26 protein-coding genes and 1 pseudogene are annotated in these 24,868 nt (G+C 65.3%); 10 read left to right on the top strand and 17 right to left on the bottom strand.

The genetic code is table 11. The features are described from left to right. Window positions 1–4: 4 nt before the first annotated feature. The 6 genes from LC407_RS05300 to LC407_RS05275 all read right to left on the bottom strand — a co-directional run bounded on the left by LC407_RS05300 (window position 5) and on the right by LC407_RS05275 (window position 7,125). The gene (locus tag LC407_RS05300; RefSeq protein ID WP_223482315.1) at window positions 5–1,348 is read right to left on the bottom strand and encodes an LLM class flavin-dependent oxidoreductase; all 1,344 of its coding nucleotides are present in this window, start codon (window positions 1,346–1,348) and stop codon (window positions 5–7) included. A 16-nt stretch (window positions 1,349–1,364) separates the two neighbouring features. Further along, window positions 1,365–2,342 carry an LLM class flavin-dependent oxidoreductase gene (locus LC407_RS05295; protein WP_223482314.1) on the bottom strand — a complete coding sequence of 326 codons (978 nt, stop codon included), beginning with the start codon at window positions 2,340–2,342 and terminating at the stop codon, window positions 1,365–1,367. Between the two features lie 14 nt (window positions 2,343–2,356). After that, a complete protein-coding gene (locus LC407_RS05290) occupies window positions 2,357–2,719 on the bottom strand; it encodes a DUF3088 family protein (RefSeq protein ID WP_089240600.1) in 363 nt (120 codons plus the stop codon). Window positions 2,720–2,885: 166 nt separating this feature from the next. Then, window positions 2,886–3,911: an LLM class flavin-dependent oxidoreductase gene (locus tag LC407_RS05285; RefSeq protein WP_223482313.1), complete on the bottom strand. Its 1,026-nt coding sequence runs from the start codon at window positions 3,909–3,911 to the stop codon at window positions 2,886–2,888. A 3-nt stretch (window positions 3,912–3,914) separates the two neighbouring features. Further along, complete coding sequence (gene msuE, locus LC407_RS05280) at window positions 3,915–4,496, bottom strand: FMN reductase (RefSeq protein ID WP_223482312.1); 582 nt, start codon at window positions 4,494–4,496, stop codon at window positions 3,915–3,917. Window positions 4,497–4,548: 52 nt separating this feature from the next. Then, on the bottom strand, window positions 4,549–7,125 hold the full coding sequence (locus LC407_RS05275) for a TonB-dependent receptor (protein WP_223482311.1): 2,577 nt from the start codon (window positions 7,123–7,125) through the stop codon (window positions 4,549–4,551). Window positions 7,126–7,440: 315 nt separating this feature from the next. Here LC407_RS05275 and LC407_RS05270 point away from each other — a divergent pair, with 315 nt between their 5' ends. Next, entirely contained in the window at window positions 7,441–8,442 is a 1,002-nt protein-coding gene (locus tag LC407_RS05270) for a helix-turn-helix domain-containing protein (protein WP_223482310.1), read from the top strand. An 11-nt stretch (window positions 8,443–8,453) separates the two neighbouring features. On the opposite strand, the gene LC407_RS05265 is transcribed toward LC407_RS05270, so the two are convergent. The 4 genes from LC407_RS05265 to LC407_RS05250 form a co-directional block, all read right to left on the bottom strand. Then, window positions 8,454–8,849 carry a hypothetical protein gene (locus LC407_RS05265; RefSeq protein ID WP_033830936.1) on the bottom strand — a complete coding sequence of 132 codons (396 nt, stop codon included), beginning with the start codon at window positions 8,847–8,849 and terminating at the stop codon, window positions 8,454–8,456. Between the two features lie 81 nt (window positions 8,850–8,930). After that, complete coding sequence (locus LC407_RS05260; protein WP_317850712.1) at window positions 8,931–9,422, bottom strand: hypothetical protein; 492 nt, start codon at window positions 9,420–9,422, stop codon at window positions 8,931–8,933. A 90-nt stretch (window positions 9,423–9,512) separates the two neighbouring features. Then, window positions 9,513–10,100 (bottom strand): TetR/AcrR family transcriptional regulator, encoded by a 588-nt coding sequence (locus LC407_RS05255; RefSeq protein ID WP_134832424.1) that lies wholly within the window; start codon window positions 10,098–10,100, stop codon window positions 9,513–9,515. Window positions 10,101–10,220: 120 nt separating this feature from the next. Beyond that, entirely contained in the window at window positions 10,221–11,174 is a 954-nt protein-coding gene (locus tag LC407_RS05250) for an AraC family transcriptional regulator (RefSeq protein WP_223482308.1), read from the bottom strand. Between the two features lie 101 nt (window positions 11,175–11,275). On the opposite strand from LC407_RS05250, the gene LC407_RS05245 reads away from it, so the two are divergent. Next, on the top strand, window positions 11,276–12,121 hold the full coding sequence (locus LC407_RS05245) for an oxidoreductase (RefSeq protein ID WP_223482307.1): 846 nt from the start codon (window positions 11,276–11,278) through the stop codon (window positions 12,119–12,121). Between the two features lie 81 nt (window positions 12,122–12,202). On the opposite strand, the gene LC407_RS05240 is transcribed toward LC407_RS05245, so the two are convergent. Then, window positions 12,203–13,972 carry an oleate hydratase gene (locus LC407_RS05240; RefSeq protein ID WP_223482306.1) on the bottom strand — a complete coding sequence of 590 codons (1,770 nt, stop codon included), beginning with the start codon at window positions 13,970–13,972 and terminating at the stop codon, window positions 12,203–12,205. A gap of 120 nt (window positions 13,973–14,092) precedes the next feature. Continuing rightward, window positions 14,093–15,187: an NAD(P)/FAD-dependent oxidoreductase gene (locus LC407_RS05235; RefSeq protein WP_223482305.1), complete on the bottom strand. Its 1,095-nt coding sequence runs from the start codon at window positions 15,185–15,187 to the stop codon at window positions 14,093–14,095. 82 nt (window positions 15,188–15,269) lie between these two features. Between LC407_RS05235 and LC407_RS05230 the strand changes: the two genes are divergently transcribed. From LC407_RS05230 to LC407_RS05210, 5 genes are all read left to right on the top strand, one after another. Continuing rightward, window positions 15,270–15,725 carry a MarR family winged helix-turn-helix transcriptional regulator gene (locus LC407_RS05230; RefSeq protein ID WP_108264839.1) on the top strand — a complete coding sequence of 152 codons (456 nt, stop codon included), beginning with the start codon at window positions 15,270–15,272 and terminating at the stop codon, window positions 15,723–15,725. Between the two features lie 412 nt (window positions 15,726–16,137). Continuing rightward, window positions 16,138–16,593 (top strand): SRPBCC domain-containing protein, encoded by a 456-nt coding sequence (locus LC407_RS05225; RefSeq protein WP_223482304.1) that lies wholly within the window; start codon window positions 16,138–16,140, stop codon window positions 16,591–16,593. Window positions 16,594–16,602: 9 nt separating this feature from the next. Then, the gene (locus tag LC407_RS05220; RefSeq protein ID WP_059063951.1) at window positions 16,603–16,917 is read left to right on the top strand and encodes a metalloregulator ArsR/SmtB family transcription factor; all 315 of its coding nucleotides are present in this window, start codon (window positions 16,603–16,605) and stop codon (window positions 16,915–16,917) included. A gap of 2 nt (window positions 16,918–16,919) precedes the next feature. Continuing rightward, a complete protein-coding gene (locus tag LC407_RS05215; protein WP_223482303.1) occupies window positions 16,920–17,378 on the top strand; it encodes an SRPBCC family protein in 459 nt (152 codons plus the stop codon). A 75-nt stretch (window positions 17,379–17,453) separates the two neighbouring features. Beyond that, window positions 17,454–17,993, top strand: a complete 540-nt coding sequence (locus LC407_RS05210) for a chemotaxis protein CheW (RefSeq protein WP_223482302.1) — start codon at window positions 17,454–17,456, stop codon at window positions 17,991–17,993. A 295-nt stretch (window positions 17,994–18,288) separates the two neighbouring features. On the opposite strand, the gene LC407_RS05205 is transcribed toward LC407_RS05210, so the two are convergent. The 4 genes and pseudogenes from LC407_RS05205 to LC407_RS20880 form a co-directional block, all read right to left on the bottom strand. Further along, on the bottom strand, window positions 18,289–19,071 hold the full coding sequence (locus LC407_RS05205) for a 3-hydroxybutyrate dehydrogenase (RefSeq protein ID WP_223482301.1): 783 nt from the start codon (window positions 19,069–19,071) through the stop codon (window positions 18,289–18,291). A gap of 85 nt (window positions 19,072–19,156) precedes the next feature. Beyond that, complete coding sequence (locus LC407_RS05200; protein WP_223482300.1) at window positions 19,157–19,612, bottom strand: hypothetical protein; 456 nt, start codon at window positions 19,610–19,612, stop codon at window positions 19,157–19,159. 109 nt (window positions 19,613–19,721) lie between these two features. Continuing rightward, entirely contained in the window at window positions 19,722–20,459 is a 738-nt protein-coding gene (locus LC407_RS05195) for a hypothetical protein (RefSeq protein WP_317850711.1), read from the bottom strand. A gap of 66 nt (window positions 20,460–20,525) precedes the next feature. Beyond that, window positions 20,526–20,813: pseudogene (locus tag LC407_RS20880) on the bottom strand (DUF1963 domain-containing protein); the annotation flags it as partial. A 550-nt stretch (window positions 20,814–21,363) separates the two neighbouring features. Between LC407_RS20880 and LC407_RS05190 the strand changes: the two are divergent. After that, on the top strand, window positions 21,364–21,939 hold the full coding sequence (locus LC407_RS05190) for a hypothetical protein (protein ID WP_223482298.1): 576 nt from the start codon (window positions 21,364–21,366) through the stop codon (window positions 21,937–21,939). 95 nt (window positions 21,940–22,034) lie between these two features. Here the strand turns inward: LC407_RS05190 and LC407_RS05185 are convergent, their stop codons facing one another. Then, entirely contained in the window at window positions 22,035–22,874 is an 840-nt protein-coding gene (locus tag LC407_RS05185; protein ID WP_223482297.1) for a type 1 glutamine amidotransferase domain-containing protein, read from the bottom strand. A gap of 96 nt (window positions 22,875–22,970) precedes the next feature. On the opposite strand from LC407_RS05185, the gene LC407_RS05180 reads away from it, so the two are divergent. After that, window positions 22,971–23,894, top strand: coding sequence for a LysR family transcriptional regulator (locus LC407_RS05180; protein WP_223482296.1), 924 nt, complete (start codon window positions 22,971–22,973; stop codon window positions 23,892–23,894). A gap of 543 nt (window positions 23,895–24,437) precedes the next feature. Further along, a complete protein-coding gene (locus LC407_RS05175) occupies window positions 24,438–24,794 on the top strand; it encodes a hypothetical protein (protein ID WP_223482295.1) in 357 nt (118 codons plus the stop codon). The last annotated feature ends 74 nt before the right edge of the window (window positions 24,795–24,868 follow it).

Below are 24,868 nucleotides of genomic sequence, written 5' to 3'. Positions count from 1 at the left end.
CGCCTTATCCCACCTTCCGCGCCGGCTCGGCGTCGGTGCTGTAACGGCTTGCCTTGCGTGGCAGGCCCAGGTGGTCGCGCAGGGTCTGTCCTTCCAGCGCACTGCGGTGGTAACCGCGTGCTTCCAGCAGGGGCAGCACCAGCGTTACGAAATCATCCAGGCCTTCGCGCTGCGCGGCGAAGCCGAGGATGAAGCCATCGCTGGCGCCGGCGTCGAACCAGCGGATCAGTTCGTCGGCCACATGTTCCGGCGTGCCGATGAAGTTCGGCCGCGGGCTCACCGCCTGCAGTGCCACCTGGCGCAGGATCAGGCCCTGCTCGCGCGCATCCTGCTTGATGCGGTCGGTGGTGGAACGGAAGGAATTGGCGCCGATGTCGCCCAGCTCAGGGAACGGCGCATCCGGGTCGTACTGGCTGAAATCATGGTGGTCGAAGAAGCGGCCGAGATACGCCAGGGCATCGTCCAGCCCGGCCAGCGCGGCAATCGCCTGGTACTTGGCCTCGGCTTCTTCCGCCGTACGGCCAACGATCGGGCCGATCCCCGGAAAGATCTTGACGTCACCGGCGCTGCGGCCATGGGCGATCGCCGAGTTCTTCACCTTCTGGGTGAACGTACGGGTCTCCTCCAGCGACGGCGCGTGGGTGAACACCGCATCGGCGTATTTTCCAGCCAACGCAATGCCATCGTCGGACGAACCGGCCTGGAAAATCACCGGCTGCCCCTGCGGCGAGCGCTGGATGTTGAGTGGGCCTTCCACCTGGAAGAAGCGGCCCTTGTGGTCGAGGCGGCGGAACTTCTCCGGCGCGAAGAACGTGCCGCTGTCGCGGTCACGCACGAACGCATCGTCATCCCACGAATCCCACAGGCCCTGCACCACTTCCAGGTACTCATCGGCAATCTGGTAACGCAGCGCGTGTTCCGGATGCGGACGCCCGTAGTTTCGTCCCGAGCCTTCCAGCGGCGAGGTCACCACGTTCCACCCTGCACGGCCACCGCTGAGCAGATCCAGCGAGGCGAACTGGCGCGCCACGGTGAACGGATCGCTGTACGAGGTGGAGAGCGTGCCGGCCAGGCCGATCTTCTTCGTCGCCGTCGCCAGCGCCGACAGCAGCGAGATCGGCTCGAAGCGGTTGAGGAAATGCGGGATCGACTTCTCGTTGATGTACAGCCCGTCGGCAACGAAGCCGAAGGCGATGCCGTTGTCCTCGGCGGTACGCGCGATGTCGATGTAGTAGCCCAGGTTGACGCTGGCATCGGACACGTTGGACGGGTGCTTCCACGCATGCATGTGGCTGCCGGGGCCCTGCAGCATGATGCCGAACGGGATGGGACGCGGGGTCGTGGTCATGGGGTCGCTCCAGCAGTCAGGCCACCGCCGCGCGGGGTGCGGGCGACAGCAGTTCAAGGGACGTCAGGCGTGCGTCGAGGTCGGCCACCGGCGCGTCGAGGATGAATTCACCCACGCCGAAGCGTCGATGCAGCGCATCCAGCTCGCTGCGTACGTGCTGCGCGTCGCCAGAGAGCACGCTGGGGCGTGTTTCTTCGACGCGGAAATCAGTGACCCCGACCTGCCGTGCGTATTCGGCAGCGGCTTCGGGGCTGGGCAGGTTCACCGTCTGCCCTGGGCCCAGGTGCAGCTTGTAGACCCGCAACGCGCCGATATGGCGGGCGGCGGCCTCGCTGGTGGGCGCGGCGAAGGCCACGGTCGCCAGCAGCGGGGCGTGCGCGGACACCGCGCGATAGGCCTCGAAGGCGGCCTCGATGTGCTTCGGGTCGCCATCGAAGTGGGCGGCGTAGACGAAGCGCCAGCCAAGCTCTGCGGCCTGCCGCGCACTCTGTGGACTCGCGCCCAGCAGGAAGCGCTCTGGCGGCGTCTGCGGAATCGGTCGCGCCTGAGCGTCTGCCTGCGCATCGGACAGATAGCCTTCCAGGTCGCGTACCTGCTGGTCGAAATCGGCGAACGGCGGGCGACCGGCGGCCAGTGCGGCAGTCGATGCCGGCAGACCACCCGGCGCCTTGCCCACGCCAAGATCCACGCGTCCGGGCGCAAGGGCGGCCAGCAGATTGAAATTCTCGGCCACCTTGTAGGGGGCGTAGTGGCGCAGCATCACCCCGCCACTGCCGATGCGGATGCGCCGGGTCTGCGCCAGCACCCACGCCGCCAGCACTTCCGGTGCCGGGCTGGCCAGCGTCGGCGCGGCATGGTGTTCGGCAAACCAGTAGCGGTGGTAACCCAGTTGCTCGGCGCGCTGCGCCAGTTGCAGGCTGTTGCGCAGCGCTTGTTCGGGCGTGCTGCCGTCGGCCACCGGGCTCTTGTCCAACACGCTGGTGAGGTAGCTCATCGTCACATCCTCGCTCAGGGATGGGCCACGGGAATGCCAAGCAGGCCATTCAGTGCCGCCAGGATCGGCTCAGCACCGGAGATGTACTGGCGCTGCTGGTACTCACCACTGGCGTGCTCATTGACCACGCCCTGCGGCAGCACCAGCTTCGGCAGCGACTGGTCCTGCTCACCGATCTCGGCGATCACCTCGCGGCGCGGCCGGCTGAAGCCGATGCGGCGCACATCCAGCTGTGCGTCCAGGCCATCGATGCTCGACAGCGCACCTTCCAGCAGCAGGCTGTGCCGGCAGAAGAAGCGTTGGCCGGGCAGCTGGCCGTCCTCGAACTCGCGGTCCAGCAGGAACAGGATGGGTTTGTGGGTTGCGTCTACAGCCACGGGATCGTCCTCGTAGGGGCCGGCAATGCACTGCCGCTTCGATATCGATGCTAGAGAAGGACGGCCCGATTCCAGCGCCGGAACTCGACAATCCACGGTCGGATCCGGCCATGCAGATGCAGGTTGGCAATAAGCAGACTGCCGGCCGTTATGGGCACGGGCGGCATCACGCCGCTCGCGCAGGTGCGCGCCAGCCCAGTGCCGGCGCGATGTCCTCGATCACCGTGGTGAGGATGCGCCGGTAGTCCTGCTCGGGCAGTTCATAAGGCAGCTCCACCCGCAGCTCGTCCACCTGCTGCAGCAGCGGATCAGCCTGCAACCGCGCGATGATCTGCGCCGTGCTGCCGACCACGTCGGGTGCGAACATCGTGCGTCGCGGCCCTTGCGGGGCCAGGGTGCGCGCACGCCGCTGCGCACTGAAGGCCTCGATCCGCTGCCGCGTGGCCGCATCCACACCCTCGGTGGGCACCAGCACCCGCCCCACCGCCACGCGGCGTGCGCTGCCCACCGGCAATGCCGCACGATAGGCCTGCAGGTGCTGCAGCTGGGCGCCAAAGAAGTCATCACTCAGCTCGGCACGGTTGACGTTGCCCAGCAGCAGATGCAGCCCCTGCTCACCCGCAGAACGCGCCGACTGCAGGGAGCCAGCGCCATACCAGACCCGGTCCACCAACCCCGGCGCATGTGGCTGCAGACGCGGGCGATAGCGCGTGGCGGCGTTGCCGACTTCGGCATCGGCGGCGCCCAACGGCTCACCACGCAGCGCTTCCAGCAACCGCGCCACCCGGCCATGGGAAAAGTCGATGCGCGCAGGGTCGCTGTCGTACAGCAAAGGCCCTACCAGCTCCCCGTGCGGCGGCGCGCCAGTACTGACGCCTATCTGCAGCCGGCCACCTGCCAGCGCATCCAGCAATGACAGATCCTCAGCCAGGCGGAAAGGTGTTTCGTAGCCCAGCTGGATGACCGCACTGCCCAGTTCGATGCGCGTGGTGTGCTGGCTGGCCGCCGCCAGGAACACCGCTGCCGAGCTGATGCCCGGTTCCAGATGCCGATGGCGCACCCACGCGCCGTCATAGCCCAGCTGTTCGGCAAACGCGATCAGCGCCAACGTCGCGTCCAGGCCTGCGCGCGGTTGTTCCGGCAGATAGCTTCCCGGCGTGAGGAACGCCAGGTGCCGCAGCTGCACCGCCACGTCCTAGGCGATCCTGCGCAGCGGCGCAGGCAGCGCCGCCGCCAAGTGCGCCACGTGTCCAGCCGCACGCTCGGCCGCCAGTTGGATGCGTGCCTGCAGTGCAGCGCTGTTGATCCGGTCGCCGTCGAAGTCGGCCGGCGTGGCATACACCCCGATCGGCAACGTATGCGCCTGCAGGAAGCTGAAGAGTGGACGCAGCTGATGGTCGATCACCAGCGCGTGGCGCTCGCTGCCACCGGTAGCCGCCAGCAGCACCGGCGTATCCACCAGCGCGTCCAGCCCGATGAAGTCGATCAGGTGCTTGAACAGGCCCGGATAGGACCCGCGATACACCGGCGTGGCCGCCACCAGCAGCTGCGCCGACTCAATCGTGGCCAGCGCGCGCTCCACCTGCGGCTCCACTTCACTACGCTGCAGCGCCTGCCCCAGCGAGCGCGCGATCGGCGCCAGCTCGACCAGCTCCACGCTGACGTTGATCCGCTCACGCAGTTCTTCCAGCAGATGCCGCACCAGCAGCAACGTGCGCGACGTCGCCGAACTGGTCGGCGACCCCACCAATGCAACCACCTTCAATGCAGATGACATGACCCCCTCCTCGGTAGCGCCGGGCCATGCCCGGCGACGTTTCACATGAACCTCAGAACCGGTAGTTGACGCGCCCGTACCAGAACGTCCCGACGTTGCTAAGCACATCACCGCTGTCCCAGGTGGTCTCGATGCTGGCCACATCGGTGGCGCTGCGTGCGTACGCGGGCACCTTGCGGGTGCGCTTGTCGAACAGATTGTTGATGCCCAGCGCCGCGCTCCAGCCCGCGCCCAGCTCTACGCCACCGGACAGGTTGGTCACCAGCACCGGCGGCTGCTTGTACTCCACGCCGTTGTTCAGGCGCTTGATCGGGCCGTAGTAAGTGAAGTCCACGTTCGAACGCCAGCGCCCGTTCTGCCAGCCCAGCCCCGCCACCTGCGTGTACGACGGCGTGCGGAAGCGCAGCGCGTACTCGCTCGACTTGGTCAGCAGGTTGATGTTCGGCAGCCCCTGCAACGCCTGCGGAATCGCGCTCACTTTCTGGATGGTGGTGCGGCCCACGTTGGCCGCGTAGCTCCAGCGCAGCTTGCCCCACTGCGTTTCCTGGTTGGCTTCCAGGGTCAGCTCCACGCCGCGCGTGCGGGTGTCGCCCACGTTGGTGAAGTAACTGGCGTAGAACGCATCACCGGGCAGGATGCTGATGCCGGCCGTGCCCAGCAGCGCGTCGATGGTGTTCTTCTGCGCGGCGGTCAGCACGGTGCCACTGTTGTCGGTCACCCGCGCCGGGTCCTGCGCGTTGTAGCCGATCTGGCTGGACTGGCCCAGCTGGCCACGGATGTCGATCTGGTACGCATCCACCGCCAGATGGAAGGCCGGGCTCGGGTCCCATGTCACGCCGAGGCTGTAGTTGGTGGCCTTCTCCGGCTTCAGTGGCGTAGCGCCCAGCGCCACTGCTGCCGGCGAAGCGACCTGCGCCACCAGCGTGGTACCGCACGGGCAGCTGCCGGTGGCCTGGTAGAACTGCGCGCCCAGGCTCGGCGCGTGGAAGCCATTGCTGACCGTGGCACGTACGCCCAGCGCATCGGTGAAGTCGAAGCGCGTGGTCAGCCGACCGGTCGACACCGTGCCGAAGTCCGAGTGGTCTTCCCAGCGCGCGGCGGCGTCCAGGTACCAGCGCGACGTGATGTTGGTCGCTGCACCGGCGTACACCGCCTTGCTGTTGCGGGTGGCCTTCACCGCATCGGCGGTCGAATAGCCCACGAAGGCGGCCGCACCGAAGCCGGTGTGCGACTCCCACTGCCCTGCCCCGCGTTCGTATTGTTCGTGCTGGTACTCGGCACCGGCACTCACTTCCAGCGGCGATGCGAAGGCCGCCACCTCGAAGCCGCGACTCAGATCAAGGTTGGCGATGCCCTGCTGGTAATCCAGCTTGCCGTCATAGAAGTCGGTCGGCGAGCCGGGGTACGGCAGCGAGTAGTTCACCGAATTGCGGGTGTAGGTGCGCACCGTGTCGCGGTTGCCGGTCAGGCTGAAGTCGTAGTCCCACCCCGCAACCTGGCCCTTCAACCCAGCCGTGCCGGTGTACTGCTTCTCCTTGGTTTCCAGCACCGGCAGGAAGCCATCGGGAAACACGCTCAGCACGCCCGGCGCCTTGTAGGTGGTGAAGATCGTTGCCGGCAGGCGGAAGTTCTGGATCGCCTGCGCGGTGCGGTCGCTGGCGGTCGCATTGGCGTAGAACTGGGCGTTCTCGCCCAGGCCATGGCCCACGTTCACCGCGAAGGCCTTCAGCGCATACGACGGCGAGCTGAGGATGATGTTGGCCTCGGCATCGCGCCCGGCCTCGGCCGGGTTCGGCGTCGCTCCAGCCGGCAAGCGGTTGTTTGGACGCAGCGCCACCAGGTTGCCGTTGCCATCCACGGCGGGATAGCTCAGGTAGCCGTCGATGTAGCGCCGCGTGCGGATCGCATGGTGCTGGCGCGTGCTCTCGCCGGACAGGTTGATGAAGCCATCCTCGCCCCACGGCAGGCCGATGTTGGCGCGCACGCTGGTGCGGCTGCCGTCGCCATCGGTGCTCTGCCCGCTCTCCACCGAGACATCGCCACCGTGCGCCTGCGATTTCAGGATCACGTTGATCACTCCGGTGATCGCGTCCGAACCGTAGATGGCCGAAGCACCATCACGCAGCACCTCCACATGGTCGATGGCCGACACCGGAATCAGCGCCAGATCGGCCCAGGCGTGGCCGGGATAGCCGCCACCGTTGGCGCCACTGACATACGCGCTGGCGTTGCGGCGCTTGCCGTTCACCAGCACCAGCGTGTAACCCGGCGACAGGTTGCGCAGCTGGTAACCGCGGATCAGGCTTTCCTGGTCGCTCTGGTAACCGCCGATCTGGCTCAGCGATGGCAGGCTGCGCTGCAGCGCTTCCAGCAGGTTGGCCTGGCCGGTCGCGGCCAGATCCTCGGCAGAGATCACGTCGATCGGTGTCGAGCTGTTCTTCACCGTGCGCGTGCTGGTGCGTGAACCGGTCACCACCACCGCATCCAGCGTGGACGCAGCAAGGTTGGCAGAAGTAGCAGTGGTCGCCGACGGTGAATCGGCCTCAGCCGCATACGCCGGGGCAGCGGCAAGAGTGGCGGCAATCAGCAGGGAGAGCGTGGACAGCGCAGGAATGTGGGCAGCAGGCATGGGGGCTCGTGGGGGTGGGCCGGAGACACGCCTCCATTCAAGAGCCCACGCCCAACACGCAACAGCGGATATCGCGTCATGTGACCGTCACATCGCGCCAGCCACATGACTGCTGGTAATGACCTTACGCAGCATGCACACACCGGGTCGGATCCCTTTCCAAAGGAAAAGGCTCTGACCCCATACACGCGAATCCGCAGGGTCAGAGCCCTTCCTGCGGAAAGGATCTGACCCAGGCCTCCATATACCCTGCGGGCATCACCTCATGCCCGCGCGCCACTCAGCGGCACGTGCCTGCGTCGGTAGCATCAAGCCATGCCCACCGTGCCTGCCGATCCGACCGCGCCCACCGTCGCCATCGTGGCCTGCCACGGCCAGGGCCTGTTCGAATTCGGCTGCGCGGTCGGCCTGTTCGCACCCATCCGCCCTGAACTGGGCGTGGCCTGGTACCGCACCCAGCTCTGCGCTGGCGAACCCGGTGCACTACGCATGCTCGGCAGCGCGCAGGTGCAACTGCCCTACGATCTGAGCGCTGTCGACGACGCCGACATCATCGTCATTCCCGGTTGGCGCGAACCCAGCGAGCGCCCACCGCAGGCGTTGCTTGATGCCCTCACCCGCGCCCACGCGCGCGGCGCACGCATCACGTCCATCTGCTCCGGTGCATTCGTGCTCGCCTGGGCCGGTTTGCTCGATGGTCGCCAAGCCACCACCCACTGGCGCCTCACCGAAACGCTGGCGCGCGAGTTCCCGCGCATCCACGTGCGCGACGATGTGCTGTACGTGGACGCCGGCAGCATCATCACCTCGGCCGGCTCGGCCACCGGCATGGACATGATGCTGCACATGGTGCGCAAGGATTACGGCGCGCGCGTGGCCAATCTGGTGGCCGAACGGCTGGTACTGGCACCCTGGCGCGATGCCGAACGCAGCCAGCGGGTCAGCCGCGCAATCCCGCTGGGCGAGCCCACGCGGCTGGCGAAACTGATGGAATGGATGCGTCGCAACCTGCGCGAGCCGCATTCGCTGGGCAGCCTCGCCGAACAGGCCGCACTCAGCCAGCGCACCCTGCAGCGGCAGTTCCTGGAAGCCACCGGCCTGTCGCCCATCGACTGGCTCATCCGCGAACGCGTGGCCTACGCACGCGAACTGCTGGAAACCACCGACCGCCCGCTGCAATGGGTGGCCGAACAGGCGGGGTTCGGCTCGCAGGAATCGTTCCGCCGGCACTTCCGCGGCATGGTCGACGCCAGCCCCATCGAATACCGCAACCAGCACCGCAGTGGCCTCAGCGCCGACCGGCTGGTGGGCTGCTGAGCGCCGCCCGGTTATTCAGGCCACAGACGTACATCGCGTGTGCCGACCGGGAGCATGCCCCTCGGCTTGCAGAACACCAAGTCCCGCCCGACGCAGTTGTCGCGCGTGAAAATAGCGACGCCGCCCTCGCTGCCGAACACCGCATAGTGCGACGTCAACTGGCAGACCAGGGTGTGCTCCGCGTCAGGGTGATGCCGCCAGAACGGACTTTCCGCGTAGTAGGGAAACAAATGGAGCTGCGCGTTGGCATACCCGCGCTGGATGGAATAGTCAGCAAACCCGGAGTGCTCAACCTCCACACTCCGAAGCGCTTCGCCAAGCTGCTTCATCGCAGCCGCTGCGTCCTGCGCTGGCGGCATTCCTTCGAACAATTCCAAGGCCAACTTTAGTCGTTCGCTCTTTCTCATCACCTGATCCGTGGATAAGCAGCTTCCCTGGACAGGATTGTAGAGCGTTGCCGCGATGGGCACAGCGTCTGTTCGACCGCATCAGAGTCGTGTCCGCGCGCGAATCCGCCAGCACTGCGCCACGAATCCGATCGCAAAAACCACCGCGCACCCCAGCAACGTCTGCAGGATCACCGGCGCCAACGGTGCAGGCGCAATCGGGTGCGCCACCGGCAAGCGTGTCAGCGTTTCATTCACGCCTGGCACCAGCGACAGCAGGAAGCTGAAAGACAGCGCGAACGTGGACAGATAGGGTGCCAATCGCCCAAGGAACCGCAACCGAGCCGCCAACACCCCACCGAACGCAATCAGCAGAATCACCACACCAAACGCGTGGCCAGGATTGAGGCCCCCGGTGCTGGAGACGGTGAACGAGGTCACCACCGACAGCACCAACCCCAGCAGATAAAGCTTGCCGGCGCGCGTAGCCGGATCGATGCCGCGATGGCGGATGAAACCGTACAGGCCGGCGGCGATGGGAACCAGGCTGATCGCGGTGTGCACAATGCCCAAGGAAGAAAGCGGATGACTCATGGCGACCTCTGTTGGAGTTTTTAACCTACTAGTAGGTAGGCTCAATGGACAAAAAGAAGGCCCGCTCCACGCAGGCCTTCGTCGAAACATTCAGACCGCCGGCACCAGCCGGGCAATCGACAACCGTGCGAGCGCCGCGAACGTCGCCGTATCACCAAACCCACGCGCGGCCAGCATCGCGCCGTGCACCGAGGCCATGAACGCCTTGGCCTCATCGGCAGGCGTGCCCTGCAGCCTCAGCTGCCCCTGCGCCGCCCCCTTTTCCAGCGTGATCGTCAGCCAGCCGCTCAGATCCTCGAAATGCCCGCGCACTTCATCGGCAATCTCGTCGGGGATCATCGGCGCTTCGGCCGCCAGCATCGCGCAGATGCAGAACGACGAGGTGCCACCGGCAATGCAGCTGGACCAGTAATCCACGTAGGCGTTGAGCGCCAGCAACGGATCGCCCAGCTGCCGGTCCAGCAGCGCCAGGCCTTCCCGTGCCTCCGCCCGGTACAGCTCCACCACCGTCCGCACCAGATCCGCCTTGCTGGGGAAATGGTGGTGGATGCTGGCCTTGCTGATGTTCACCCGCGCGGACACGTCGGCATAGCTGAAACCGTTGTAGCCTCCGGCTTCCAGCAGCGAACGGGCGTGGGCCAGGATCTCGTGGGCCTTGGGGGACAGTGACTCTTTCATGGATACAAACCTACTAGTAGGTAGACGCCCTGTCAACCGACTCGTTCGCCGGGCATGGCCCGGCGCTACCTGACACGGGCTTCCCTGGTAGCGCCGGGCCATGCCCGGCGAGCGCAGCGGTCAGTGCGAAGACACATACAGCGCATCGGCCGGCGCCGGCGGCAGCGCAAAACTTCGCCGCATGCGCGCCACCTCGGCCGCCGGCGGCAACCCGAACAAGCGCTTGAACTCCCGATTGAACTGCGACGGGCTGGCGTACCCCACCGCCAACGATGCCGCCTCGGCCGTCATGCCCTGCCGCAGCATCAGCAGCCGCGCCTGGTGCAGCCGCGTCGACTTCACGTACTGCATCGGCGAGGTACCGGTAATGCTGCGGAAGTGATCATGGAACGTGGCCACGCTCATCTCCGCCTGCGCTGCCAGCGCATCCACATCCAGCGCCGTCGAGTAGGCCGCATGAATATGCCGCAGCACCCTGCCGATGCGGCCGAAGCGCCCGCGCATCGCCAACGCCTCGCGCAGCGCCCCACCCTGTGCGCCGGTCAGCACCCGGAAATACAGCTCGCGCACCAGCGAGGGCCCCAGCACGTCGGCCTCCAATGGATCGGCCAGCGCTTCCAGCAATCGCAGCACCGTGGCCTGCATCGCAGGCTGCATCGGGCTGGACATCATGCTTCTTGCCGGCGCTTCGGTGCTGGCAGTGCGCTCGCCCAGTTCTATCAGCAGATCTGCGGCCAGCTGCAGATCAAGATGCAGGTAGATCGCCAGCAGCGGCGCCTCGGCCGTGGCCTCGGTTTCCATGGTGAAGGGCACCGGCACCGACACCGCCAGGTAGTGCTGCGCGTCGTACTGGTAGACCTGCCCGCCCAGATAGCCACGCTTCACGCCCTGGCAGACGATCACGATGCCGGGGTCGTACAGCACCGGCGTGCGCGCCAAGGGACGGTTGGAGCGCAGCAGCCGCACCCCGGGCACTGCCGTCAGCGTGTAGCCCTCGTCCACGGCCAGCGCCTGCAGCAGGCCGACCATGCGTGCCTGTGCGGGATGTTGCAGCGGATCATCGGCCGACCGCATCGGGCGCCCCATAGGAATAGGCAATAAAGCCCGAAGCTTAGGCCTGGGCGGCCGCGCACTCAATCACTAACGTGCAACTCCCCAGCCACGAGCCCTCAGCCATGACCGAATCCCGCCTCCTCCTCATCACCGGCGTCAGCAGCGGCTTCGGCCGCGCCCTGGCCCAGCAGGCCCTGCTGGCCGGCCATCGCGTGGTCGGCACCGTGCGCAGCGAATCTGCCCGCCAGCAATTTGCGGCGCTCGCCCCCGGTCGCGCCTTCGGCCGCCTGCTGGATGTCACCGACGCCGCGGCCATCGATGCACTGGTGGCCACCGTCGAAGCCGACATCGGCGCCATCGACGTGCTGGTCAACAACGCCGGCTACGGCCACGAAGGCATCCTCGAAGAATCCACGCTGGACGAACTGCGCCATCAGTTCGAAGTAAACGTGTTCGGTCCCGCCGCGCTGATCAAAGCCGTGCTGCCGCACATGCGCGCGCGCCGCCGCGGCCACATCCTCAACATCACCTCCATGGGCGGCTTCATCACCTTGCCGGGCATCGCCTGGTACTGCGGCAGCAAGTTTGCGCTGGAAGGCATCAGCGAGGTGCTGGGCAAGGAAGTGGCGCCGTTCGGCATCCATGTGACCGCGATCGCGCCGGGTTCGTTCCGCACCGATTGGGCCGGCCGTTCGATGGTGCGGGCCTCGCGCAGCATCGGCGACTACGACGCGCTGTTTGACCCGATCCGCAGCGCACGCGAGGAAAAGAGCGGCCATCAGCTGGGCGACCCGATCAAGGCCGCGCAAGCCATGCTGCAGGTGATCGACACCCCCAACCCACCCACGCATCTGCTGTTGGGCAGCGACGCCCTGCACCTGGTACGCGGCAAGCTGGCTGCCATGACAGAACGCATCGATGCCTGGGAGCGGCTGAGCCGCTCCACCGACAACGCGGCGTTGCGGTAGCGTCGGGCCATGCCCGGCGAGCGAAGCGGCGCCAAAAGAAGCCGCCGGGCATGGCCCGGCGCCCCCCGACGCCCCGCTCGCTCAATCGTCCTGCACCAGCCCGAACTCGCGCAGCAGCCCGCCAATCTGGGTCTTGTCCAGCTTGTTCATCAGCAGGTTGCGCAGGAACGCCGGCCCCGGGATGTCCAGTTCCTTGCCATCGCGAAGACGCCCGGTCGCTGCCAGCAGCGTGCGCACGTCGTAGGTGGAATTGAACACCTCCGGCACGCCGCGCTCGATGCCCAGCAGCGTGTACACCGCTTCCATCGGCGTGCGCACCGAATACTCGGTGGTGAAGATGCAGTCGCGCTGCTTCGACTCGGCAAACTGGCCGATGAAGGCGAAGTTCACCGCGCCCTCCGGCACCACGTCCGGGCGGTCACCGGCCTGACGCGGCATGAAGAACGCGGTGATGTACGGCATCATCACCGGCACCGTCTTCGCCCCGGTCGCCGCCAGCTCGTCGATCTCCTCCACCGGCACACCCAGGTGGTACAGCCACTCGCGGGTGATCTCCTCGCCCGTGCAGTCCTGCATCGGCTTGTTCACGTAATCGCCCGGCGTATCCACGAACAGCGAATACACCCACACCACGATCTGGTCCTTCGGCTGGCTCTTGAAGTGCGGCTGGCGGTTCACCGTCCAGCTCATCAGCCAGCGCGAGTCACGCACGCTCACGATTCCACCAGTCACCACCTTGCCGCTGAACGGATCGCGCTTGGCAATCTTCTCGATGTACGCCGGAATGCGCGCGTCCAACGTGGTTACCGTCGCCGATTCCCACTTGGTTTCCGGTATATGCGCACCGAATACATCCGGGCGCCCGAACGCGGCATCCTTGGCCGCGATGCGCCGCCACAGGTCCCACGCCGGTGCAGGGCCTTCATTCAAGCGTGCGGCGGTGTCATGGTCGCCGTTGTCGGAATTCTCGGTCAGCGAGCCGATCGTCATGAACACCAGATCGTCCGCGCCCAGGTCCACGCCACCGGCCTGTCCATCCTGCATCCAGTGGATGCGCGTGGCCTGCTTGCGGCCCGCCTGCAGGTCGAAGTCCACATCGGTCACTTCAGTGCCGTATTGGAAACGCACGCCGTGTTCCTGCAGCCACTTGACCAGCGGCAGCACCAGCGACTCGTACTGGTTGTACTTGGTGAACTTCAGCGCCGAGAAATCCGGCAGCCCGCCGATATGGTGGATGAAACGATGCAGGTACAGCTTCATCTCCAGCGCCGAGTGCCATTCCTCGAACGCGAACATCGTGCGCCAGTACAGCCAGAAATTGCTGTCGAGGAAATCGCGGCCAAGCACTTCGTTGATGCGCTTGTTCTCCATCTCCTGCCGGGTGGCCAGGAACAGCGCGATCACGTCCTTCTGCGCCTGCTCGCTCAGGGTGAACAAGCCATCGGTATGCGCATCTTCGCCGCGATTGATCGTGGCACGCTGCAGCGAATAGTTCGGGTCGTCCTTGTTCAACCAGTAGAACTCGTCCAGCACACTGGCATCGTCTATTTCCAGCGACGGAATCGAACGGAACAGATCCCACAGGCACTCGAAGTGGTCTTCCATCTCGCGGCCGCCGCGGATCACGAAACCCTTCTCCGGCACCTTCAGGCCATCCAGCGCGCCACCGGCAATCTGCTGCTGTTCCAGGATGGTGATGCGCTCGCCGGGCATGCGCCCATCGCGCACCAGGAACGCCGCACCGGCCAGCGAGGCCAGGCCCGAACCCACGAACCAGGCCGTCTTGTTGTCCACGCCCGCCGGCTTGCGCGGGCGCGCGAAGGCCTCGTAGTTGCCACTGCTGTAGTACATGCGTGTCTCCTTCCTGGATGGGGTAGCCCCCACTCTAGCGCCGAACCGATGTACCGCATCCTGCAGAGAGACTGCGACGCAGTGACGCAGGTGCTTCCCGTCCCAGCGTTGCAAGCGGCCTCATCCGCGGTCAGCAGTCGCCTCGGTAGTGAACCAGCGCTGGAACCCCTGGATGGCGTCAGGCATCAGCGTGCTGGCGCGCTCGTAGACCAAGGATTCGGCGTGGCGAATGGCACTCACTGCATCCGGCTGCGCACACAACGCCATCGCCACATCCGACGCATCCAGCATCGCCAGGTTCACGCCCACGCCCACCGGCGGCATCAGATGGGCAGCATCGCCGATCAGCGTCACGCCGTTGCGCGGTGTCCAGCGGAAATCCGCCGGCAGGCTGTAGATCGGCCGCCGCACGAAGTCGGTGCACGCCTCCAGCAGCCGCCGCAGGTTCGGTGCCCAGCCGGTGTAGCTGCCTGTCACCAGCGCACGCATGCCTTGCTGCGCGATCTGCGCATCAAGCCAATCAGAAGGCCGCTTCAGCGCCGCGTACACGCAGAGTCGATCGCCGCTGTTGCGCTGCACGAACAGCGCCTCCTCGCCGCCAAAGCAGAACAGGCTGCCCTGCCCCACCATGCCCGCGATATCCGCCGCAGGCTGCGCGATCCATCCTTCAAAGAACGTAATGCCGGTCGGCAGCGGCTGGCAGGCACTCAAGGCAGCGCGGACTTTCGACCACGCACCATCGGCACCGATCACGATGTCCGCCTCGGCCTGCACGCCATTGGCAAAACGCAGGCTGTGGCAGCCGGCATCTGCAGGTTCCATCTCGCTCAGGCAATGGCCCCACTGCACCGTGTCGGCCGGCAACGCGTCCAGCAGCAACTGGCGCAGGTCACCGCGGTCGATCTCCGGCTTGTCCATGCTTCCCTTCGGCCCGAACCCACCTGCGGTAATCGCCCCGGACCACGGATCACCCATCCGCTCCTCCTGCCCTTCATGGCGCGCCACCGCCCGGAACGCCTCCAGCAGACCGGCGCGCTGCAACGCCACCTGGCCGGAATCCTCGTGCAGGTCCAGCGTGCCGCCCTGGGTGCGCTGCTGCCCCGATGATTCGCCCTCGTACACGCTCACGCGATGACCGCCGCGATGCAGGATGAGCGCAGCCGTCAGGCCGGCGGGGCCCGCGCCGATGATGGCGATACGTGGAGGGTGCGGCATGATGCGACCTGCAGAGTGGTTGATATATCAACCGTAGAACGTTCGAGTTGACACGTCAACCAACCACTGGCAACGTGAGCGCATGACCCCACCCACCATCACCCCTGACGAGTGGGCCGCCTGGCGCGGCTTTCGGCGTATGGCCGAGATCACCTCCGGCCGCATCGTCCACGACATCACCCGCAGCACCGGACTCTCCAGTGCCGACTTTGTCGTGCTGATGGAACTGAGCAAGGCCAAGGACCGCTGCCGCCGCCAGCGCGAACTGCTGGACTACCTGGAATGGGACAAGACCCGGCTCTCGCACCAGCTCACCCGCATGGCCGGTCGTGGCCTGATCGAGCGTGACACCGACAGTGACAACGTGGTGGTGATCCGCATGACCGCAGAAGGTCGCACCCAGCTAGGCGCAGCGCGGCCGGTACACGTCGCCAGCGTGCGCCGGAATTTCCTCGATCATCTCTCAGCCGATGACCTGGCCGCGCTGCAGCAGATCACCGACAAACTGCATGCAGCACTACAGGACGCGGAAAACTGAGACGCCGCCAATCGCCCGCGGCGTCCCGGTAGTGCCGGCCGCTGGCCGGCAGCTGCAGTTCCCCAACTCCACCAGGCTGCCGGCCAACGGCCGGCACTACCCCAACCGACAATCCACGCCGCGTCATTGACCGGTAGTGCCGGCCGCTGGCCGGCAACTGCAATCACCCAACCCCGCCCAGGCTGCCGGCCAACGACCGGCACTACCCAAACCGACAATCCACGCCGCGTCATTGACCGGTAGTGCCGGCCGCTGGCCGGCAGCTGCAATCACCCAACCCGCCCAGGCTGCCGGCCAGCGGCCGGCACTACCACGGCCGTGCGTTCACGGCGGCGGAGTTGACATGCAGGCATTTACCTGCCCATTGTGATCCCACGGACGGCACCCCGCCGCCCACCGTGGAGCCGCAGTCATGGTGGATATCGCACACAGAGTCGGCATCAACGCCCCATCAGCCCAAGTCTACCAAGCCCTGGCCAACCCCGGAGGCATCGCCGCCTGGTGGGCCGAGGACACCACCGGCGACCGCCACCCCGGCGGCACCGTCACCGCCCGCTTCACCGCCAACGGCCAGGAAATCGGCGCCATGCAGATGAAGCTGCTGCAGCTGCAGCCGAACGAGCGGGTGCTGTGGGAATTCGTCGACGGCCCACCGGAATGGATCGGCACCACCGCGCGCTTCGCCCTGCACCAGGACGGCGACTACTGCATCGTGCTGTTCAGCCATGAAGGCTGGAAGGAGCGCGTGGAGTTCCTGCACCACTGCAGCACCAAGTGGGCCATCTTCCTGATGAGCCTGAAATCCCTGCTGGAAACCGGGCGCGGTCAGCCCAGCCCGCACGACGTCAAGATCGACAACTGGAACTGAAGGCACCCCATGGATGCAGACAAGGTGTTCAAGGCACTGGCCGACCCCACGCGCCGCACGCTGCTGGACCTGCTCTGCAAAGACAACGGCCAGACCCTCAGCCAGCTCTGCGAGCATTTAGACATGGCCCGGCAATCGGTCACCCAGCACCTGGGCCTGCTGGAAGACGCCAACCTGATCAGCACCGTCAGGCGTGGCCGCGAGAAGCTGCACTTCATCAACCCGGTGCCGCTGCACGATGTCTATACGCGCTGGGTAAGCAAGTTCGAGCAGCAGCGCCTGAGCCTGCTGCATGACCTCAAACAGGAACTGGAAGGAGAATGACGATGAGCGCTGAATCCACCCGTTTCATCCACGTGATCTATATCGCCTCCACGCCGCAGAAGGTGTTCGAGGCCATCACCCGGCCGGAGATTGCCCGCACCTACTGGGGGCACGAAAACGTATCGGACTGGAAGCCCGGCTCGCGCTGGCAGCACGTGCGCGCCAACGACGAGCGCACGGTCGAACTGGTCGGCGAAGTGGTGGAAAACACCCCACCCTCGCGGCTGGTGATCACCTGGGCCGCCGCCTCGCAGGCGGACAACCCGAAGGCCTACAGCCGGGTGACGTTCGAGATCGTGCCGTATGAGGACATGGTCAAGCTGACAGTGACCCATGACGAGCTGGAACCGGGCAGCGGCATGGATACCGGCATCCGCCAAGGCTGGCCGATCGTGCTGTCGAGCCTGAAATCGTTGCTGGAAACCGGCAAAGGCCTGGACGTATTCGCCAAACCCCAGTAGTGCCAGACCATGGCTGGCAATCCGCCCACGGCCCAAGCCGACGCGTGAAGGCGCCTTGATCCCGCTGAACGACGCATGCAACGCGTGCTGGCCGCTCATCCGCAAAGTACGCGTTACGTCACGTCAACACGGCATCATTGCGTTGCAGTTTCAATACCCTTCCACAGGTTCCTCTTGCAGCCCTCTTCCCCTTCGGCCGGTGAACCGGCCCCGTCGTCGCCAGCCTTCATTGAAGTTGTTGTTGTGCGGGCCGGTACCCACCTGTTTGCCATCGATGTCGAAGCCGCGATTGAAATCCGTGGCCCGGAAACCTTTGATCGCCCCGGCAGTGGCGCGCGCCCGCACCTCACCGTACGCGGCCACGCCCTGCCGGTGGTCGACCTGCGCCAGGCCAGCGGCTTGAGTGGGTTTGCCCATGGCTGCCCGGCCATGCTGCTGATGCAGAACGGCACGGAGACCTTTGCCTTGGCCGTAGACGAGGTACGGGACATCGAAAGCGTGCCAAGCACCAATGTGCAGCCCGCCGCAGATATCCCGTTCGGATTCTGCAGTCATCGCGTCACGCTGGATGCGCTGGGCGAGATTCCCCTGATCGATCCCAGCCGGCTTCGATAACGCCGAACCACCGCACCGACCTCCCGATAACACCGGACCCCACACCGATCTCCCGGTAACACCGGACCCCACACCGATCTCCCGGTAACACCGGACCCCGCACCGATCTCCCAGTAACACCGGACCCCGCACCGATCTCCCGGTAACACCGGACCCCGCACCGATCTCCCGGTAGCACCGGACCCCGCACCGATCTCCCGGTAACACCGAACCACCGCACCGACCTCCCGATAACACCGGACCCCACACCGATCTCCCGGTAGCGCCGGGCCATGCCCGGCGGGCAGCCGGCCAGCTAGCGCGCCGTCCAGCCCCCATCCACCGGAAGCGCCGTACCCGCAATTTGAGCCGCAGCATCCGAGGCCAGGAACACCACCATCTCCCCCAGCTGTTCAGGCGTCACGAACTGCAACGAGGGCTGTTTCTCGGCCAGCAGCGCGCGAGCGGCGGACTCCTGATCCGTACCCTCGCGCTCAGCCAGTGCCGTGATCTGCTGCTCAACCAGCGCCGTTCGCACCCACCCCGGGCAGATGGCGTTGGCGGTGATGCCCGTGCCGGCGTTCTCCAGCGCGGTCACCTTGGTGAATCCCACCACGCCATGCTTGGCCGCCACATAGGCAGACTTGTTCACCGAGCCAACCAGTCCATGCACCGACGCGATATTGATGATGCGGCCGGATCCCTGCTGCTTCATGTAGGACAACGCCGCCGCCGTTGAGTGGAACACCGCCGACAGATTCAGCGCGAGGATCGCATCCCACTTCTCGACGGGAAATTCCTCGATCGATGCGGTGTGCTGGATGCCCGCGTTGTTCACCAGAATGTCGATGCGCCCCATCTTCGCCACGGCGTGGTCGATCATGTCCCGAACGGCGTCGCCGCGAGACAGGTCGGCGCCATCGTGCGCCACCCGTACACCGAACTCGGTTTCCAGGTTGGAACGGATGCGTTCGATTTCCTGCGCATCGCCGAAGCCATTCAGCACGATGTCAGCGCCTTGCCGCGCGAGCGCGGTGGCAATACCAAGACCGATACCGCTGGTGGAGCCGGTGACCACCGCGACCTTTCCGTTGAACATGGGCAAGCTTCCATCGGGTGTAGGCGGCCAGTGTAGCCTCACGGCCCCGCCCCTTTGAATGGCCTGCCCGTGTCGCGGACCACGGTTAGAAGAGCAGGCCCGCTCGCTCAACGGTCGCCAGGGGATTGGCTTTCCGCACCGCCTCCAGGAAGAGCAGGAAGTCGCGGTTGAACAGCGTCAGATTGTTGGTGAACGTTACGCTCTTTCTGACCGCTGCTTTGCTGAAGCACACCTGCCAGACATAGCGCTCGTAGATCATGTCAGAGGTTCGGGTGACGGAGGTGATCTGCGAGAGCGGCACCGCCGTGGGCACTGGGCCCCGCTGCAGATAGAAGGTATCTGTATCAAAGAAGTAGTGCTCTCGAGCCTCTTTCCCATTAACCATCACCAAGGTCATGGACGTACCGGAAATCCGGCGAGGCGGGTTCAAGCGCAGCCCAGATTCCAACGCGGAACGGGCGCTCTGGGTCCTTCGCCGCTGGATGAACCAGATGGTCAACAAAGGAAGCACCGCAAGGACAATCAAGCCTACGGTCTTCAAAACAGTCTCCAATGTGCTTGGCACACAGATCTCCAGGGTGAACGTTCAGGCATTGGCGATGCCCAAGTAGATCCACGCCACGCGTGGATGCTCTGGCTTCAACGCCCCATCACTTCCAATGATCCGGCCCCAGGAACGGCAGGCTCAACACAAACACCGGAACCGCCACAGGTACCAACGCCGCACCCAGCACCTTGCCGGTCGCCGCACCCACGCCCGGCTTGTCCTTATCCTCCGGCTGGATCCGCTCAGCCCGCGCGGTAATCGACTGCGGCAACTTCGCCTTCGCGGCCAGCGCAGCAGCGTCCGGCAATTGCACCCGTTCGCCATCGCCCTCGAACAGCGCGCTGTAATAGCTGCCGCCCTTCCTGGAAAGATTGCAGTCCGGGTCGGCCGCCAGTTCGTAGCGGCTCCGGGCTTCAAGGATGTACGGCCGGCGCGTCAACTCGTCGATGGCCTTGGCCACCCGCGGACTGATTTCCAACCGCTCCAGCTTGAACTGGGCAGCCTGCTCCGGCGTCACCTGCTCCGGCCGCAGCAGCAGCGCGTAGCTGCCATGCACCTTGGTCCGGTCAGCCGGCACGCGCCAGTCCTCACGGATGTACATCTGCGCGCAGACCACGGCCTCGCGCAGCGGGCTGTCCATCAGGGCGCGGTAATCACGGAACGGCGCCGCATCGAAGCGCATCGGCTCGTCATAGACAGGCAACAAGTACAGCTTGCCGTCGTCGGCCACGAACGCGCCGGTGATCTCGCGACTGTAATGGTGATATTCCGGCCCGCTGGCGCAACCAGACAGCAGGGCGAAGCACAAGGCGGAGTGAATGAAGAGGACGAACGTTCGCATATCTGTTGAAGGGCTTCCCTGGGAAAACGGCTGACAGTGTGACTCCACCACGCCAACGACGCGATCAAACCTGCAGTTGCGCAGATCCTCACGACTCAACCAGAACGTGGCCTGACCACAGTCGCCAAAGACCAGATCAATCGCCGGATCACACGCCAACTGCAGCAGACAGACTTCTCCGCCCTCGCCCTCCACCTCCGGCACGACGCCGTGCAAGCGTGGTACGTGCCCCAACATCTGGTGCACGCGCGATTCAGCGCAGCGCTTGCGGCCGTCAGGCAGCGTGCGCATGCTCTCATCAAACGGCAAATGCTCGTCCTGCAAATGGCGGTCGCGCTGGTCGGCGTGGTACATTGAATAAGCCTGAGCATCCATTTCAGTGACGTCCTTTTGAGTCTGGATCGAGCGCTACAGGTATATCACCGTCCGGCCTTTATGTAGCGCAAGGCGATGACCCACTCACCAGCGAGCAAGAGTGCTCCTTGGTTGGCAAAATGAGCCAGTGGGTGCGGGCCGCGTCTTGGCCAGGGGCCAGAGCAGCCACTCGGCAGGCATTTGAAGAAGCGCCGCGATATAAACCGCAATTCAAGCGTGCCGATTACGGCATCAGCCGGTGGGCGACGCCGTGATGCGAGTTCCATCTCAGCTTCAATTCTGGCTGGTGGTGCTCGTATTGTGTTGTTACGGCGCGGCGCACTGTCCCGCTGCAGCAGCGCCTGATGGACTTAAAAGACACTCTGGCGTTCCGCATTGGCGGGGGTTGCAGGCCATCCCCCTTTTCGCCTTGGACCGACGCCGGCAGCTTCGTGACTGCTGCCAGGCTTGTCGCAATCGCCAAGCACTTTGCCCCGCTAGCGGGGAACGGATGAAGAAGAATGCCCACTCTTGAGAGGAGAACTCTGTAATGAACGCAGATGATGTGAAGTCGATACCGATGATGGACCCGCTCGCGAAGCAGCACCCAGATGGATCGAGTGCACCCAGACGCACAATCTATGTAGATCTTGATGGTGTGATGGCCGACTTCGACGCGGCATTTCCCGCCCTGTTTGGCCTGGACCATCGCTTGCTCGCCGACGATGAAATGTGGGGGCACATCAACAACCACCCGTCATTCTTCCGCGACCTTCCGCCGATGGACGGTGCAGTGGAGTTCTTCCACAGCATCCACCACTTGAATCCGGTGATTCTCACTGCCTGTCCGAAATCGAACTATCCGCTCGCTGCGATGCAGAAGCGACAGTGGGTTCGCGAACACTTGTCAGCAACCTGCCTGGTGTTGCCTGTGCTCGGCGGCAGGCACAAGCCTCTCTTCATGCACCAGCCGGGCGATGTTCTGATCGATGATTTCAAGGAGAACTGTGATGCCTGGACAGCGGCGGGAGGCGTGGCGATCAGGCACGCCGGCGATTGGGCACTGACGCGTCATGCGCTTTCCGAAATAGAAGATTTGTCAGGAACAGCGCGCGTGGCGGGCTGATTCCTCCTGTAACGGCCACGTTGATATCTCCATAGACAGGCCGAGGGACTGGCCCCTCGGCCCCCAAGGCGGGCAACCTGCTTTGTAGCCCGGCCTTACTTCAACCGCTCCACCAACCGCTGCCCCACCTCCAGCGCCGACGCCGGGTTCTGCCCGGTAATCAACTCGCGGTCCACCGCCACATGCCCCGTCCACGGCGTGGCATTGCTGCTGAACTTCGCCCCCGCCCGCTGCAACGCGGTCTGCGGGTAGAACTTCATCTCACCGCCGCCCAGCAACGGCTTGGCCTGCTCCTCTTCCTGGTTGCTGATCACCGTCATCTGGTAGCCGCTGTAGATCCACTTCGGCGTAGCCGGCATCGCACCCGCGTCCAGCTTCGCCACGAAGCCATCGGCATCCGGCAGCGTGGACAGCAGCGCGATCGGCCCGTGGCAGACCAGCGCGGTGGTCTTGTTGCGCTGGTGGAAGTCGGCCAGCAGCCGGCCCAGCGCCGGGCTCTTCAGCAGGTCCTGCATCGGCGCGTGGCCACCGGGAATGTAGACCGCATCGAAACGCGCATAGCCCTGCTGCTCGACGCGTGCCAGGCTGACCACCGGCGAGGCGGTCGGCGAGGTCAGCGCCAGTTTCTCCAGCAGATCCTTGTGCAGCGTCAGCTGCGCGGCATCGTTGCCGAAGTACGCCGGCGTCACCGAGGACGCATCCACCGTTGGCGCCCGCCCCTGCGGCGTGGCGAAGGTCACCTCGTGGCCCGCGTCCAGCAGCAGCTTGACCGGCTGCATCAGCTCGTTGAGATAGAAGCCGGTGGACAGCACCTTGCCGTCCTTCAGGTCCAGGTGGTTTTCGTCGGACAGCACCACCAGCACGTTGGCGGCATGCGCGCCGCTGGCGGCCAGGGTCAGGGCCAGCGCTGCGGCCAGCCGGGTCTTCAGGTTCATGGGGAGCTCCTGTCGGGGAATGGCGGCCACTTTATTCATCGCCCCAGCGGCGATAAATTGGCCGCATCGCAAAACATCTGTTCCCCGGAGAGCCAAATGAGCCGCAAGTTCGACTACCTGGGCGATGTGGAGGTGTTCCTGGCGGTGGTCGAGCACGGCTCGTTCACGGCCGGCGCGGTGGCGCTGTCCACCACGCCCTCGGTGCTGAGCCGTGCGGTCACCCGCCTGGAAGCGCGGCTGGGCCGGCAGCTGCTGCAGCGGACCACCCGCCGCGTGGGCCTGACCGACGCCGGGCGGCTCTATCGGGAACAGGTGCGCACTGCCTTCGGCCTGCTGGACGACGCCGAGCGCGACGTACTGGCCCAAGACGGTGCGCTGGCCGGCCGCGTGCGCCTGAGCGTGCCCACCACCTATGGCCACTACCGGCTGCCGCCCGTGCTGGCGCGCTTTGCGCAGCAGTACCCGCAGGTGCAGGTGGAACTGAACATCACCAACCGCAACGTGGACCTGGTGGCCGAAGGCTTCGACCTGGCCATCCGCCTGGGCCAGCTGCCGGACAGCGGGCTGGTGGCGCGAAAGCTGGAAGACGCCCGGCTGCTGCTGGTGGCCGCGCCGGACTACCTGCAACGCCGCGGCACGCCGCAGACGCTGGACGACCTGCAGCAGCACCTGTGCCTGCCCTTCGTTATGCCACGCACCGGGCGGCTGGCACCCTGGATCTTCCGCGACGACGGGCGCAACGTGGACTGGCTGCCGCGTTCGTCCATCGAGACCTCCGACGATGTGCTGGGCGTGGTGTCGCTGGCCGAACAGGGCATCGGCATCTGCCAGAGCTATGAGTTCATCGTGCGCGAGCGGTTGCAGCGCGGGCAGCTGGTGGAAGTGCTGCCGCAGCTGCGGGGAAGATCGCGGCCGTTCTCGGTGATCTATGCGCCGCATCGGCGGCAGTCGGCGGCGGCACGGGCGATGATTGAGTTGCTGGTGGGGAATGCGGCGGTGGTTGAGGACGGCGTCGGCTAAGGATGCGATGCCTTCTTGCGGTGTCGGGTTTGAACCGATTTTCGGACCACGCGGCAGATCAGCCGGCGTGGCCACCCGATGCGGACTAAGAACTGTTGCAAAGAAGGCCATCGCACTATTCGCTTGCGGCACGGGCGATTGCGCCACTTTGATTCGCAATAAGCAGAGCATCTGCACGAATGCGTCTTGTGGCGTCGCGTGCTGCACGAATGGTGCGTGCAACAATAGTTCTTCGCTCTCGAATCGCAAGATTTCTTCGCGAATTTCAATTTGCATTCGAAGCGACCGCGTAAACACCATGGCGCGCCACCGACAACGGGTGGCCGGGTCTGCAAACCCGAATTGTTAGTTGTTTACGCTTACCCGTCGGCACCGCCCTTAACCGGTGCCGGCGGGTAATCCGTCGGCCTTTATGGCGGGCGGTGCGTGGGGGTCTTCGGGCCCGCCGGGTACTGACAACTAACGTCCGGTTTGCAGCCACGCATCGTCCGCCACCCCGCCTACGCGGTGGCGCTGTTAAGCACAGCCAAGGAAACCGACGCCATGAACGATTCCGACACCTTCTCCTCGTACGCCGCTGTTGAGCCCATCAACGACGACACCCCACTGCCGGACCTGAGCACCTTCTTGGGCATTCTCAAGCGCATGCGCGGATGCGAGGGGGCTGATGGGCTGCCCTGGCCGGAGAACGACGTGTCACCCGGCCGTCGTGTGAGCCTGGCGAGGACCGAGCGCGCGTTGGTGGGGCTGCTGACAGTGCTGGAGGTGCTGCATTCGGCAGACCGCTGCCGGGTGGCAGCGGAGCCGGAACGGCATTTGGACGAGGGGGTGGTGGATGGATTGTTTCTGGCTTGCCGGGGGTTGGCTGAGTGGGCGTGTCAGGAAATTAGGCCGAAATAAATTAAGATTCTTCTCGACTTGCTCTTCGAGGGGACACACTCGACCGAACTCAGCGATATAGATACCTATCAGAC

It is taken from the genome of Stenotrophomonas sp. OVS01A, assembly GCF_019969775.1.
GTDB classification, from domain to species: Bacteria; Pseudomonadota; Gammaproteobacteria; order Xanthomonadales; family Xanthomonadaceae; genus Stenotrophomonas; species Stenotrophomonas indicatrix.
This window is presented reverse-complemented; position numbering and strand designations above follow the sequence as displayed.